Consider the following 14,652-nt stretch of genomic DNA (forward strand, 5'->3'; position numbering starts at 1 on the left):
GCCAACGCAACACAAACACCGCCCACTGAGGAGGCACAGATCATGGGGGATCTAGCAATAGATTTCTGTGGGGAATGGTACGAACCATCCGACGAAGACGTCTTTGATATCGGCCGCGAAGGCGATCTCGAGGTCGACGACAACCCGTACCTGCACCGCCGCTTCCTGCAGATTGCCCGCTACGACGGCATCTGGTGGCTGAGCAACGTTGGCAGCATGCTCTCCGCCACGATCGCGGACGGCTCGGGCGGCATGCAGGCGTGGCTTGCACCCGGCGCCAGGATTCCGCTCGTGTTCAGCCACACCAACGTCATCTTCACCGCCGGCCCCACCACCTATGAGTTCGCGGTGCACCTGAAGACACCCTCATTCCGGCACGAGGCCCGCGATGACGACCAGGCCGGGGACACCACCATCGGCCCCGTGGTTTTCACTGACTCGCAAAAAGCGCTCATCGTTGCCCTGGCCGAACCCATGCTGCGGCGGGAGGGCACCGGTTTCAGCGCCATTCCGTCTTCCGCCGAGGCTGCCAAGCGCCTGGGCTGGGCCCTCACCAGGTTCAACCGCAAGCTCGACAACGTCTGCGACAAACTGGACCGCGTCGGGGTTGTGGGCCTGCGTGGGGGAGCCGGAAAACTTGCCACCAACCGCCGGGCGCGCCTGGTGGAGCACGCCGTGACGTCCCATTTGGTGACTCCGGCCGACCTGCATCTTCTTGAGAAAATGAGTGGAGTCGACGAAGGATGAAGTTCCGCCTGACACTGCGGCGTGACCCTGCCGAAGCGAAGGACCTCGCCGTCACGGTGGATGGCCGCGCCACCGTGGCCGATATCGCCACTGAACTCTGGTCCGCCGACCCCGCACGCAAGGGGACCGAACCGCCGTCGAACCTGTCCATCAGCGTGGACGAAGCGTTCGTTGGCGGCGGCCTGTCCGGCCACGTGCTCAGGCCCACGGACAACCTGCTCGAATCCGGTCTTCGCCCGGGTTCGAAGGTTTCCCTGGCCCACGTCAGCGAGGAATTCGCCTCCACCGGCCACGGGAGCAACAGGGGACCCGCGGCGGCGACGTTGCGCGTCATGTCAGGGCCCGACGTCGGCCGCGAATTTTCGCTGCCCTTCGGCACCAGCTACATCGGCCGGGACCGGGACGCGGACATCCGGCTCTCGGATCCGCTTACCTCCAAGCGCCACGCCCGCATCACGGTGGGCGAGACCGTGGAAATCGTGGACACGAACTCCGCCAATGGCCTCCTGATGGACGGACTGCCTGTCACCCGGGCAACCCTTGCTTCCTCTGACACCGTGACGCTGGGCGATACGACGGTGGGAGTGGTATCCCTGTCCCGCAACCACGGCGGAGGGCCGTCCTCGCCGCTGGTCGACTTCAACCGGTCACCGCGGGTCCTGCCCCGCTTCGAATCGCCCAAGCGGGTGCCGCCGGCCGGCCCCAAGCGGCCTGAACACCAACCGTTCCCGTACATCATGCTGGTAGCGCCGCTGCTGATGGGCGCTGTGCTCTTCGCGGTGACGCAGAACCTGCTGTCCGTGCTTTTCATGGCCATGATGCCGCTGTTCATTGTGGGTCACTACGTGGACCACAAGATGCAAAGCAAGCGCCAGGTGAAGGAAGGCCACAAGCAGTTCAAAGCCTCCATGCTGGCCTTCCGCGAGGATATCGACAGGCAGCAGAACATCGAGCGCGCAGTCCGCTTGCAGGAAGCGCCGTCGGTGAGCGACACGGTGGATGCGATCTACAAGCTGGGTCCCTTGTTGTGGACCAACCGACCCGAGCACCAGCATTTCCTCGGCGTGCGCTTCGGCCTGGGCTCCGCACCTTCGCGCATCCCCTTCGATGAACCGACGGCCAACGACACAGAACCGCAGTACATGCGTGAAATCCAGGAGTGCCTGCAGCAGGTCCGCGTGATCGAGGGAGTGCCGATTGTCTCGCAGCTGCGTACTTCCGGTTCCTTCGGGGTGGCCGGCGATCGCAGCGTGGTGGATGATGTGGCCCGTGGCATGGTGCTCCAGCTGGTGGCCCTGCATTCGCCCGCGGAGGTAGTCCTCACGGCCCTGACGTCGCCGCGTTCGCGTGAGCGCTGGGACTGGCTGCAGTGGCTCCCGCATGTAGGTTCAGGCCACAGCCCCTTGTCCGGCGACCACCTTGCCGCCGGCCCGGGGGCGGGTGCTGCCTTGTTGTCCCGCCTGGAGAACCTCGTCGAAGAGCGCGAGGCCTTGTCCAAGGAGCCCGGCCCGCAGCCGCGTCCGGCCCTTAAGGACGAGAGTGCAGAGATTCCCTCCCCGGTGGTCCCGGCCGTGCTGGTGATCGTGGAGGACGATGCCCCCATCGACCGGGGCCGCCTCACGAGGTTGGTTGAGCGTGGGCCCGATTACGGCGTGCATGTCATGTGGGTGGCGGCGAATGTGCAGTCCCTGCCTGCCGCGTGCCGCGACTTCCTCTCCGTCGACGGCGACCACGGCACCACCACGGGCCAGGTCCGTTTGGGCCGCCACACCTACCCGGTGAGCTGCGAAAGCCTCGACGCCGATCTCGCCACCCAGCTGGCGCGCATGATGTCGCCACTGGTCGACGTCGGAAATCCGCTTGAGGACGACTCCGACCTTCCGCGCGCCGTCTCCTACGCCAGCCTGATCGGCAAGGAGCTCATGGACAATCCGCAGGCTGTGGCCGAGCGGTGGCAGGAAAACAACTCCGTGCACGCCACGGCGGTTCCCAACCGCAAGGACAACGGCAGCCTCCGTGCCCTGGTCGGTTCCAAAGGGGTGGAGCCCTTCTACCTTGACCTGAAGAACGAAGGACCCCACGCGCTGGTCGGTGGTACCACCGGTGCCGGTAAGTCCGAGTTCCTGCAGTCCTGGGTCATGGGCATGGCCGCCGCCTACAGCCCCGACCGCGTGAGCTTCCTCTTCGTGGACTACAAGGGCGGTGCCGCCTTCGCGGACTGCCTGCATTTGCCCCACACCGTGGGCCTGGTGACGGACCTGTCTCCGCACCTTGTGCGCAGGGCTCTGACCTCCTTGCGGGCCGAACTGCACTACCGCGAACGGCTCCTGAACAGGAAGAAGGCCAAGGACCTCTTGGCGCTCCAGCGCGAAGCCGATCCCGAGGCTCCGCCGTACCTGATCATCATCGTGGACGAATTCGCGGCCCTTGCCACCGAAGTTCCAGAGTTCGTTGACGGTGTTGTGGACGTCGCGGCCCGTGGCCGTTCCTTGGGCCTGCACCTCATCCTGGCCACCCAGCGCCCGGCCGGTGTCATCAAGGACAACCTGCGGGCCAACACCAACCTCCGTGTAGCCCTGCGCATGGCCGATGAAGTGGACGCGGTGGACATCCTGGGTGTCCCTACTGCTGCCTACTTCGATCCGTCCATTCCCGGCCGTGGTGCGGCCAAGACGGGGCCCGGGCGTATCCAGGGCTTCCAGACCGGCTACGCCGGTGGCTGGACCACGGAGAAGCCCCAGCGTCCCCGGATCGACATCGTGGAGATGGCTTTCGGCTCCGGAGCAGTGTGGGAACCGCCGCTGGAGGCACAGGTGGAAGAAGAGCCTGCCGGGCCCAACGACATCGCCCGGATGACGGCAAACATCATTCGCGCTGCCGACGTCCTGTCCATTGCACCGCCGCGGAAACCGTGGCTCAACGAGCTCGCCCTGACATACGATTTCTCCAAGCTTCCCAACCCACGCACCGACGAACGGCTGCTGCTGGGCGTCGCGGACGACCCCGCCCACCAGGACCAGCCCACTGTGTTCTATGAACCGGACAGGGACGGCAACATGGCTGTCTACGGGACGGGCGGATCCGGCAAGTCGGCAGCATTGCGGGGCATCGCCATCGCCGCGGCCGTGACTCCCCGCGGTGGTCCGGTGCACGTTTACGGCATCGACTGTGGCTCGTCGGGCCTGAAGATGCTGGACGGTCTTCCGCACGTTGGCGAAATCATTAATGGAGACGACGTCGAGCGTGTGGGCCGCCTGTTGCGCTGGCTCAAGGAAGTGGCCGACGACAGGGCGGCACGGTTCGCCGAAGTCAGGGCCTCCACCATTGTCGAGTACCGGCAACTGGCCAACCGGCCGGACGAAAAGCGCATCTTCGTCCTGGTGGACGGAATGTCCGCTTTCCGTGAAGGTTACGAGTACAGCAACCTGTCCGCGCTGTGGGACATTTTCCTGACTCTCGCCACGGATGGCCGTCCCCTCGGCATCCACCTCGTCGTCAGCGGTGACCGCACCAACTCCGTTCCGGCGTCGCTCCTTGCCTCCATCCAGAAGCGGTTGGTGCTGCGGCTGAGCTCCGAGGACGACTACATGACCATGGATGTCCCCAAGGACGTCCTCAACGCCGCCTCGCCACCGGGCCGCGGGCTGCTGGATGGACTCGAAGTCCAGCTCGCCGTGCTGGGCGGGAACTCCAACCTGGCCCTCCAGGCGCGTGAAGTGGCCAAGCTGAGCCAGGCAATGGTCCGTCAGGGCCTGGAGCAGGCGCCGCAGATCCAGCGCCTTCCCGAACTCGTGGACCTGGACATTTTGCCCACCGGGGCCCCGGACAACCCGGTGATCGGTGTCGACGACGAATCGCTGGGTTCTGCGGCCATCGCCGCCAAGGGTTCGCTTCTGTTGGCGGGGCCTCCCGGCTCCGGACGGACCGTTGCGCTGGTCACCCTGGCGTACGCCCTGCGGCGTTCGAACCCGCGTACCGACCTGATCTACATCGGATCCCGCCGCTCGGCCGTGGCGTCACTGAACATCTGGAGCCGCTCGCTGGTAGGACCAGATGAGGTCTCCGATGTCATTGACGACCTCATCGACAAAGCCTCCGACAACCCGGGCAGCATGGCGATCTTCATTGAGGGCCTGACCGAGTTCACGGACACCCTGGCGGAGTCGGGAGTGGGGCGCTTGGTAACTGCCGCCATCAAGGCAGACCAATGGGTGGTGGGCGAGTCCGAAACCTCCACCTGGTCCCAGGCTTGGTCCTTGGCGCAGCCCTTCAAGTCGGGACGCCGAGGTCTGTTGCTCAACCCCGGGGACGTGGAGGGCGACACCCTCCTCAACACCTCACTGGGCCGCATCAGCAAGGACTTCATCCCAGGTCGTGGATACATTGTGGGCCGGGGCAAGGTCCGCAAACTGCAGATCGCCATGCCACCGGAAAACCGGGGCTAGGGAGGCTCTTGGGCCAGAATGTCGGCCGCTTGCGGCAAGATAGAGCTGTGAGCACACCAGAGAATCCGGATCCGGTCGACACCACAACCCAAGAGGCGGCTGCGGCCATCGTCGCAGAGGAAGGGACCCCGCCGTCGGGGTCCCTCAGGGAGGAATACGAGGAACTGGCGGACCTCGTCCGCAAGTACCGGTATGCCTATTACCAGGAAGACGCGCCAACGGTTTCGGACGCCGAGTTCGATGAGCTTTACCGTCGACTGGAAGAGCTGGAAGCACTCCACCCGGAGCTGGTCACCAATGACTCGCCCACGCAGCAAGTAGGTGGCGAAGTCTCCTCGGCTTTCGCCGCGGTCGAACACCTGCAGCGGATGTACAGCCTGGACGATGTTTTTTCCCTGGAGGAGCTCGAGGCCTGGGTCCGCAAGGCCGAAGCGTCAGTTGCCAAGCTCGGGGATTCCGTCCCGCCTATCGCGTGGCTGACGGAGTTGAAGATCGATGGACTGGCCGTGAACCTCCTCTACCGTGACGGCAAGCTGGTCCGGGCGGCTACTCGTGGCGATGGCACCACCGGTGAAGACATCACCCACAACGTGCTCACCATCAAGGAAATCCCGCGGGAACTGAGCGGTTCCGGGTACCCCTCCGAAGTGGAAATCCGCGGGGAAGTGTTCATCCCTTCCAAGGCGTTCGTCGAGTTCAATGAGGCCCTTGTGGCTGCCGGTAAGGCACCGCTGGCGAACCCACGCAACGCCGCCGCGGGTTCGCTGCGCCAGAAGGACCCGGCTGAGACCGCAAAGCGTCCCCTGAGCATGTATGTCCATGGCATCGGAGCCCGTGAGGGACTTGAGGCCAAGAGCCAGTCCGAGACTTACAAGCTGCTGGAGCAGTGGGGTCTGCCTGTCAGCCCTTACCTCAAGGTGCTGGAAACCTTCGAGGAAGTCCTCGAGTTCATCGCCAACTACGGTGCCCACCGCCACGACCTTCAGCATGAAATTGATGGCATCGTGGTCAAGATCGATGACTTCGCCACCCAGCGCGCCCTGGGCTACACCTCGCGCGTACCTCGGTGGGCTGCTGCCTACAAGTACCCGCCGGAGGAAGTGCACACCAAACTCCTGGACATCGCCGTCAACGTTGGCCGGACGGGCCGCGTGACGCCCTTCGGCTTGATGGAGCCGGTGAAGGTCGCCGGTTCAACGGTGGGGATGGCCACCCTGCACAACCAGGACGTCGTCAAGGCCAAGGGCGTGATGATCGGCGACATCGTGATCCTCCGCAAGGCCGGCGATGTCATTCCGGAAATCGTGGGTCCTGTGCTTGCCTTGCGCGACAAACAGGATCCGCCGGTCCGCGAATTCGTGATGCCCACTGAGTGCCCCTCCTGCGGAACTCCGTTGGCACCGGCAAAGGAGAGCGACGTCGACATCCGTTGCCCCAACGCCAAATCCTGCCCGTCCCAACTCCGTGAGCGTGTGTTCCACCTGGCGGGCCGGGGTGCTTTCGACATTGAGGCCCTGGGCTGGGAAGCGGCCATTGCGCTCACCCAGCCTGCCGAGCCCGAGATCCCTCCCCTCACCAGCGAGGCCCGGCTCTTCAGCCTGACACGCGAGGACCTGCGGGATGTCCTGATCCGACGCGAAAAGCGGTCCAAGGGCGTGGGAACAGGCCAGTACGAGCTCGTGCCGTACTTCTACACCAAGGGAACGGCCAAGTCGCCTTCCAAGCCTACGGCCACCACGGAGAAGCTCTTCGTGGAACTGGAGAAGGCCAAGAAGCAGCCTCTGTGGCGGGTTCTGGTGGCATTGTCCATCCGGCACGTGGGTCCCACGGCCTCGCGGGCATTGGCGACGGCGTTCGGCACCATGGACGCCATCCGCAACGCTACCGAGGAACAGATTGCGCACGTCGACGGCGTGGGGCCAACCATTGCTGCTGCCCTCAAGGAGTGGTTCGCGGTGGATTGGCACAACGAGATCGTGGACAGCTGGGCTGCGGCAGGGGTGAGGATGGAGGACGAGCGGGACACCTCCGTGCCGCGTACCCTTGAGGGCCTCACCGTGGTCGTCACCGGCACCCTGCCCAATTTCAGCCGGGATGAAGCCAAGGAAGCCATCATTATCCGTGGTGGCAAGGCCTCCGGCTCAGTGTCCAAGAACACGAGTTATTTGGTAGCCGGTGAGAGTGCCGGCACCAAGCTGGACAAGGCCGAACAGCTCGGCATCCCGGTGTTGGACGAGGACGGTTTCCGCGAGCTTTTGGCCAACGGTCCGGGAAAGACCGAAGCAGACGCTGAGGCGGAAGCTGCGGCGGACACCGACGCGGCGCCACAGGCAGCTGCACAATGACGGATGTCACTGAGCTGCTGACTGTCGCCAAACGTGCGGCGGCCGCAGGAGCCGCGGTGCTTGCCCAACGTTCCGTCAGCGGTACCGCCGGCGATGGCCTGCAGACCACCAACAAGGGTGAGGCCGGCGATTGGGTCACTGCCTTCGACGTCGCTGCAGAGAACGCGGTGCGTGAAGCGATCCTGGCCGAACGGCCCGGAGACACCATCACGGGGGAGGAGCACGGGACCACGCGCCCCGCGAGTCCCTCGGGGTACCGCTGGTCCATTGACCCGCTCGATGGCACCACCAACTTCATCCGGAACATCGTCTACTACGCCACCTCTGTAGCCGTGGCGGATTCCGACGGCGTGTGGTTGGCCGGCGTCGTTCACGCACCAGCCCTGGGGCGCGTGTATTCGGCAGCCCGTGGCCAGGGTGCCCATCTGGAAACGGCCGGAGAAACCACTGCGCTGGTGGGCCCCGTTCCCGGGCGGACCGGGCTGATCCTGGCTACGGGCTTCAGCTATGACCCCGGCACCAGGGCCGACCAGTCAGCGGGCCTGGCCCAGCTCATGGATGGTTTTGCCGATGTGCGCCGGCTGGGTTCTGCGGCACTGGACCTTTGCCTGGTGGCTGACGGGACCTTTGACGCGTACGGGGAGCGTGGCTTGAACGAGCATGATTTCGCTGCCGGTGCCCTGATCGCGGAAGAAGCCGGCTGCTGGGTGCGGAGGCCCCGATTGACCAGTCCCTTGGATGGTGGTCCGAGCGCTGAGGATCGCCTCGCGGCCTGGATGTGTGCCGGAGCCCTGGAACTTTCCGGCAAATTCCCCCTGTGACCGGTAACCCGTGATCAGGACGCTGGCCATTGCCAATTACCGCTCCATCCGGGACCTTGCCATCGAGCTCCACGGTCTGGATGTGGTGACCGGAGCCAACGGCAGCGGAAAGTCGTCGCTGTACCGGGCGCTGCGTTTGCTCGCTGAATGCGGTGGAGGTGATTCGGGCAACGTCGTGGGCGCCTTGGCCCGGGATGGCGGTTTGGCGTCGACGCTCTGGGCTGGACCTGAGAACATCAGCCACGCCATGCGGCGCGGTGAGGTGCCTGTGCAAGGCACTGTCCGCCAGGCGTCCGTGAACCTGAAGCTGGGCTACTCCGGGGACGACTTCGGCTATCTGGTGGATCTGGGCATGCCCGTTCCGGGAGGGACAGGATTCGACCAGGAGACGGGGCGTCCACGTCCCTCCGCCTTCGCGCTTGACCCGGAAATCAAGCGGGAGCAGATCTTCTCAGGTCCGGTGGCCAGGCCTGGCTCCTTACTGGTGGACCGCAAAGGCAGTTTGGCCAAACTCCGCGATGCCGACGGCGGGTGGACAGAGCTGTCGCGGCGCCTGGATACCTTCGAAAGCATGCTCACGGAAGTTTCGGACCAGGACCGCGCGCCGGAGGTAGTGCGGGTGCGGGACTCCGTGCGTTCCTGGCGCTTTTATGACCACTTCCGCACGGACCCGGATGCTCCTGCCCGCCAGGCGCAGATCGGGACCCGCACCCCTGTCCTGCACCACAGCGGCAGGGACCTCGCGGCCGCCCTCCAGAGCTCTCCGATGGAACGTTGCGGTTCCTGCTCCTCACTGCGGCCCTCCTGACACCACGGCCCCCGGAACTCATGGTGCTGAACGAACCCGAGACCAGCCTCCATGTCGACCTGATGCCGGCGCTGGCCGGACTGATTGTCCAGGCCAGCGCCTACAGCCAGCTGATTGTTGTGACGCATTCCGAAGCCCTGCTCACGGCACTGGGGGAGACCGGATCTGCCCATGAGCACGAGCTCTACAAGGAGCTGGGGGAAACCAGGATCAAGGGCCTCGGAGCACTTGAGGGTCCATTGTGGAGCTGGCCCAAGCGCTGATCCCACCCGAGGGGTCGGCCTAGAAGGCAGAACCAATCGACGTCAGCTCCTGGGCGGCGCTTCCCGCATAACGGTTCGCGGGCCGCTCCAGCCCGTAGTGCCCGCGCAGTGTGGTGGCCGTGTACTCGGTGCGGAAGAGGCCACGCTGCTGCAGGATCGGCACTACCTGGTCCACGAAGATCTCCAGACCGGAGGGAAGAACAGGCGGCATGATGTTGAAGCCGTCAGCTGCCCCGGCTTGGAACCATTCCTGGATGGCGTCCGCCACTTGTTCCGGGGTGCCGGAGAATGTCCGGTGCCCGCGGCCTCCACCCAGCCGCCCGATCAGCTGCCTGACGGTCAGCTGCTCACGGCGTGCCAGTTCAACGATCAGCGTGTAGCGGCTCTTGGCTCCCTCGATCTCGTCCTCGGAGGGCAGGTCCGCGGGAAGCTGCCGGTCCAGGGGCAAGTCTTCGGGCGCAAGCCGCAAGGTCCGGGCCAACTGTTCGCGTGCGTACTCGGGCTTGATCAGTTCATCAAGCTCACGGTCCAGCCGAAGGGCTTCGGCCTCGGTCGAAGCGATAACAGGGACGATGCCGGGCAGGATCTTGATGCCTTCCGGGTCCCTGCCTGCGGCTGCCGTTCGTGCCTTCAAATCCGTGTAGAACTCCTGTGCACCGGCCAAGGTCTGGTGCGCAGTAAAAACGGCCTCGGCATACTGGGCCGCAAGGTTCTTTCCGTTCTCCGAGGAACCGGCCTGGACGATCAAGGGGTGGCCCTGGGGTGAGCGGGGAACGTTCAGGGGCCCGCGGACACGGAAGTGCTTCCCTTCGTGATCGATGACCCGGATCTTTGTGTCGTCTCCCCAGACGCCTTCGGCCTTGTCCGCCAGGATGGTGTCATCTTCCCAGCTGTCCCAGAGCTTCTGGGCTACCTCGATGAACTCCGCTGCCCGTTCGTAGCGGACAGCGTGCGCCGGCTGGTCATCGACGCCGAAGTTCCGCGCGGCGTCGGGGCCTGCGGTGGTCACGACGTTCCACCCCGCACGTCCTCCGCTGACCCAGTCCACGGAAGCGAAACGGCGTGCCAGGTTGAAGGGGTCGTTGTACGTTGTGGATGCAGTGGCAATCAGTCCAATCCTGTGGGTAGCGGTGGCGATCGCCGTCAGCAGCACCGTAGGCTCCAGCTTTCCGGCCGGACGACGACCCACCTCGCCAAAGAGGACGGGGGAGTCGGCGAAGAAAATGGAGTCCAGCTTCCCACGTTCCGCGGTGCGGGCAAGGTGCTGGTAGTGCTCGATCTTGGTGGAAGCAAAAGGATCGCTCTCCGGAAGGCGCCACGAAGCCTCGTGGTGTCCGGTGCTCATGAGGAAGGCGTTGAGGTGCAGTTGGCGCTTTGGCGGGGTCATGGTTTCTCCTCGGTTCGGGACGGTTCGGCGCGGGTGTGTGGCAACTTAAGCACGTCGCCGAAGACCACCGCCAGCATCCCGACATGTGGCCGAAACAGCGAGAAACCGGGGTTCACCGGACGCAACGGGACGGCATTCAACGCCACGGGAGGCAATAGAAAGCCTGCCGCCGGAGCCACCCAACCCGGCCCACCGCCGTCGGGCGTCGTGCCGGACTGGCCGCCGGGGCAGGTGATGGTCCCGCCCAGGTGATAGTTCCATCACGGAAAGGGGCATTTGGCGCCCGGGGCATCCACGCTGCGACTACCATTGGTAGGTGCTTTCGCCGATTACCGTCCGTCCCGCCCTGCCTGAAGACTACGACGCCGTTGCCCGCATCACGCAGGACTCTTACGTGACGGCGGGGTACTACGGCGACGCCGACCACCCGTACCTGCAGAAACTCCAGGACGTCGCCGGGCGCGCTGAACACGCAGAGATCCTCGTCGCGGAGCGCAACGGCGAGGTGATCGGATCTGTCACAGCCGCTCCGGCCGGGGGTGGGTTCTCCGACATCGGCCTGGCGGACGAGTTGGAACTGCGGACGCTCGTGGTAGATCCGGCCGTCCAGCGCTCAGGTGCGGGCCGCGCCTTGGTGCAGGCCGTCGTCGACCAAGCGAAGTCCATGGACGGTATCAACGCCGTATCGCTGACAACCGGGGCGACGTGGGAAAGTGCCAACGCGCTGTACAAGCGCACCGGCTTCGACCGCGCTCCGGAGCGTGACTGGTTCGTTCCCGGCACCGACATAAAACTGTTCGTTTACAGGCTCGAGCTCGGGCAGTCATAAAGTTTCCTTCGAAGCGCCGGTCACCGGGCCGGGCGCAACGACAGGAAGGCGCGGCATGCGCAAGACATTCGGCACGGGATCGGTCTGGGAACAGACCCTTGGCTACTCCCGCGCAGTCCAGGTGGACAACACTCTTTTCATTTCGGCGACGGCTGCCAGTGGTCCTGACGGGATCGTCGGTGACGACTTCTACTCCCAGACCAAGTACATCCTCGAAAAGCTCGGCACGGTCCTCGAGGACGCCGGCTTCTCCTATGACGACGTGGTGCAGTCCAAGCTGTACCTGACGGACATCAGCAAGTGGGAAGACGCAGGCCGTGCGCACGGTGAGGTCTTCGGCGAGATCCGCCCGACGCTGTCCCTGGTGCACGTGCTGCCGTTCCTGGATCCGCAGATGCTGGTGGAAATCGAGCTCGTGGCGCAGAAGTCCGCCTAACCCCTCACCACCCAACTGGGGGACAGCAGGTGCTCCACTGGCCGCTCATTGGAGCACGTGCTGTCCCCCAGTTGGGTCAGCCCGGGACGCCGTAGCGGTGTTCCGGGCGACCTGTGCTTCCGTAGCGCAGCTGGATTTCGACGGCGCCATCATCAGCAAGCGAGGACAGGTACCTTTGCGCTGTGGCGCGGGAGACGCCGACGCGTTCGGCCACTTCTGCCGCGGAGTACTGATCGCCGGGGACCAACGATTCGAGGACTGCAGCTTCGGTGGCGGAGCGCGGCTTGGCGGCGGGGGCCACGTCCCCGGGAATCAGGGAGCGCTTGGCCCGCTCTATGGTGGTCTGGTCCACGGCGCTTTGTTGCCCCAGGATCCTGCGGTAGCGCGCATAGGACCTGAGCTGCTGCGACAGGGACTCGGCGGTAAAGGGCTTGAGCAGGTAGCCCAACGCACCCCTGCGCAGCGCAACCTTGATGGACTGGGCATCGGAAGCAGCAGTGAGCATCACGGCATCGACGTCGAGTTGCCCCAGGAGATCGAGCCCGGACCCGTCCGGAAGGTAGACATCCAGCAGCACCAGGTCGGGGCGCAGGCTATGGATGGCCTGCAGCGCCTGGGACACGGAGCCGGCCGGGGCCAACGCCATGAAGCCCGCCACGGAGTCCACATACGCTGCGTGGAGCCTTGCCACGTGGAAGTCGTCATCCACGATCAGCACCCGCAAATCCTCAGCCATGGTTGTCCTCCGTCATTGTTGCCCCCGCATCCTGGGTACCGGCTCGGGCAATGTCCATCACTCCGGGAATACTTGCCATGAAGACTGCGCCCGGCCCTCCTATCGTGCCCGGCTCCAGCACACGGACGTCGCCGCCACGTCGCCGCGCCAGCTGCCGCACCAGTGCCAACCCCAATCCTTGTCCCGCACCCGGGCGTGCCGTGTGGTCCGCCGTCGTGAATCCTTCAGTGAAAACCTCTTCGGGGTCGAGCTCTCCCAAACCATCCCCGGAGTCCGCCACCACGATGTGGAGCGCGCCGCCGTCGTGGCTTTGCTCGTCCAGCAGCTCAATGTCCACCCAGCGTTCATCGCCGGAACCGGCGACGGCGGCGCTGACCGCATTGTCGATCAGGTTGCCGAGCACTGTGGTCACGTCCTGGGGATCGGCCACGTGCCCACGGACCAGGGTCTCGGGACCGACGCGCAGAGCCACGCCGCGTTCGGAAGCTTCGACTCCCTTGGCACCAATGAAGGCCTGCAGATAGGGATCCTGCAGGAGTTCGGCTTGCTCCACGGGAAACTTCAGGGGCCCGGTGGCCGAGATCCTGGCCAGGTATTCCTTGGCCGATTCGTACTGGCCGATGCTCATGAACCCGGCAATGGTGTGCAGCTGGTTGGCGAATTCGTGGCGCTGGGCCCGGAGCGCCGTGGACATGGTTCCCACGGCATCGAGCTGCTGTGTCAGTTGTTGCAACTCCGTGCGGTCCCGCAGCATGACCACCCAGCCGAGGTCTTCCCGCCGGTGCCAGGCTTTGCGTGCGCTGGCTACCAGGACCCGACCGCCGGCAACGATTTCCACGGCCTCGGCGTCCTGCGCCGCGGGTTTGGTGAGCCGCTTGAGTTGTTCGGGGACGTCCGCCGAGATCCAGTCCTGGCCCGTAGCATCAGGCATGTCCAGGAGCCGGGAAGCGGCAGCGTTGAAGACGGAGATGCGACCGTCGGCAGCGATGCCGATCACGCCGTCGTCCACGCCTTGGAGGACCGCCACCTGATCATGGACCAGGGTGCTGATTTCTTCCGGCTCCAACCCGAGGGTGAGCCGCTGGAGTCGCCGCCGGAGCAGGAAGGAGGCCAGGACGCCGGCCAGCAGCGCCCCGCCGGCGGTGAGGGCGATGGGAGCGATATCGCGGACCAGGCTTTCCGTCAGCGACTCCACGGAGTAACCAACGCTGACTTCGCCCACTATCGTCGTGGAGCCGGGGGAGTAGACCGGCACCTTGGCCCCGGCAGAAGGCCCCAGGGTGCCGGTATTGCGTGTGGTGATTTCCTCGCCCGCCAACGCAACGGACGGATCGGTGCTGACCCTTTCGCCGAGTCGTGCGAGGTCCGGATGGGCAAGCCGCAGTCCTGTTTCGTCCGTGATGACAACGAAGAGCGCGCCGGTCCGGACCCTGGCCGCCTCCGCGGCTGCCTGAAGGGGACCGGCCGCCAGGACGTCGGGTGGCGGGGTCCCTTCTTCCTTACTGATGACTTGGACGTCGGCCCGGACATCCGGGTCCGCGGCCACTGTCCTTGCCAGGGTCAAGGCTTGGTTTTCGGCTTCGTCGCCGATGCGTTCATAGACCAGCCACGCGTGGACGGCGCCACTGAGCAGCACTACCAGCAGCACCACCCCTAGCTGAAGGAGTAGGGTTTGGGTGGAAAAACGCATGCTGACTCTGCTGCTACGGGGCACCATCACTCCTTTCCTCCAGATCCATTGAAGCATTGAGCACAATGCGCAAAACGTTCGCAACGAGCAGTAGTCCGATCAATTCCCACAAACCCCTGCCCGTGACGGACGCCACCCTATTGTC

Annotated in this window: 9 protein-coding genes and 1 pseudogene; 7 read left to right on the forward strand and 3 right to left on the reverse strand. The window is 65.0% G+C overall.

Annotation, left to right across the window (positions count from 1 at the left end):
• Nucleotides 1–42: 42 nt before the first annotated feature.
• From PQ627_RS15640 to PQ627_RS15660, 5 genes and pseudogenes are all read left to right on the forward strand, one after another.
• Entirely contained in the window at nucleotides 43–747 is a 705-nt protein-coding gene (locus tag PQ627_RS15640) for a hypothetical protein (protein WP_262277921.1), read from the forward strand.
• The gene (locus tag PQ627_RS15645; protein ID WP_274262416.1) at nucleotides 744–5,192 is read left to right on the forward strand and encodes an FtsK/SpoIIIE domain-containing protein; all 4,449 of its coding nucleotides are present in this window, start codon (nucleotides 744–746) and stop codon (nucleotides 5,190–5,192) included. The genes PQ627_RS15640 and PQ627_RS15645 overlap by 4 nt, the downstream gene beginning before the upstream one ends.
• 47 nt (nucleotides 5,193–5,239) lie before the next feature.
• Nucleotides 5,240–7,537 (forward strand): NAD-dependent DNA ligase LigA, encoded by a 2,298-nt coding sequence (ligA, locus tag PQ627_RS15650; protein ID WP_274262417.1) that lies wholly within the window; start codon nucleotides 5,240–5,242, stop codon nucleotides 7,535–7,537.
• Nucleotides 7,534–8,358, forward strand: a complete 825-nt coding sequence (locus PQ627_RS15655) for an inositol monophosphatase family protein (RefSeq protein ID WP_274262418.1) — start codon at nucleotides 7,534–7,536, stop codon at nucleotides 8,356–8,358. The genes ligA and PQ627_RS15655 overlap by 4 nt, the downstream gene beginning before the upstream one ends.
• A gap of 10 nt (nucleotides 8,359–8,368) precedes the next feature.
• Nucleotides 8,369–9,429 (forward strand): annotated as a pseudogene (locus PQ627_RS15660) (AAA family ATPase).
• 19 nt (nucleotides 9,430–9,448) lie between these two features.
• On the opposite strand, the gene PQ627_RS15665 reads toward PQ627_RS15660, so the two are convergent.
• On the reverse strand, nucleotides 9,449–10,816 hold the full coding sequence (locus tag PQ627_RS15665) for an LLM class flavin-dependent oxidoreductase (RefSeq protein ID WP_274262419.1): 1,368 nt from the start codon (nucleotides 10,814–10,816) through the stop codon (nucleotides 9,449–9,451).
• Nucleotides 10,817–11,132: 316 nt separating this feature from the next.
• Here PQ627_RS15665 and PQ627_RS15670 point away from each other — a divergent pair, with 316 nt between their 5' ends.
• Together PQ627_RS15670 and PQ627_RS15675 are read left to right on the forward strand one after the other, a co-directional pair.
• On the forward strand, nucleotides 11,133–11,645 hold the full coding sequence (locus tag PQ627_RS15670) for a GNAT family N-acetyltransferase (protein WP_144662014.1): 513 nt from the start codon (nucleotides 11,133–11,135) through the stop codon (nucleotides 11,643–11,645).
• Nucleotides 11,646–11,700: 55 nt separating this feature from the next.
• Nucleotides 11,701–12,081 carry a RidA family protein gene (locus tag PQ627_RS15675; protein ID WP_144662015.1) on the forward strand — a complete coding sequence of 127 codons (381 nt, stop codon included), beginning with the start codon at nucleotides 11,701–11,703 and terminating at the stop codon, nucleotides 12,079–12,081.
• A 76-nt stretch (nucleotides 12,082–12,157) separates the two neighbouring features.
• Here PQ627_RS15675 and PQ627_RS15680 read toward each other — a convergent pair whose 3' ends face one another.
• Both PQ627_RS15680 and PQ627_RS15685 read right to left on the reverse strand, forming a co-directional pair.
• Nucleotides 12,158–12,817, reverse strand: a complete 660-nt coding sequence (locus PQ627_RS15680) for a response regulator (RefSeq protein WP_144662016.1) — start codon at nucleotides 12,815–12,817, stop codon at nucleotides 12,158–12,160.
• The gene (locus PQ627_RS15685) at nucleotides 12,810–14,507 is read right to left on the reverse strand and encodes a sensor histidine kinase (RefSeq protein ID WP_274262420.1); all 1,698 of its coding nucleotides are present in this window, start codon (nucleotides 14,505–14,507) and stop codon (nucleotides 12,810–12,812) included. The genes PQ627_RS15680 and PQ627_RS15685 overlap by 8 nt, the downstream gene beginning before the upstream one ends.
• Nucleotides 14,508–14,652 lie beyond the last annotated feature (145 nt).

Origin of the sequence: Paenarthrobacter sp. AB444 (assembly GCF_028736865.1) — a bacterium.
In the GTDB taxonomy this organism is placed as follows: domain Bacteria; phylum Actinomycetota; class Actinomycetes; order Actinomycetales; family Micrococcaceae; genus Arthrobacter; species Arthrobacter nicotinovorans_B.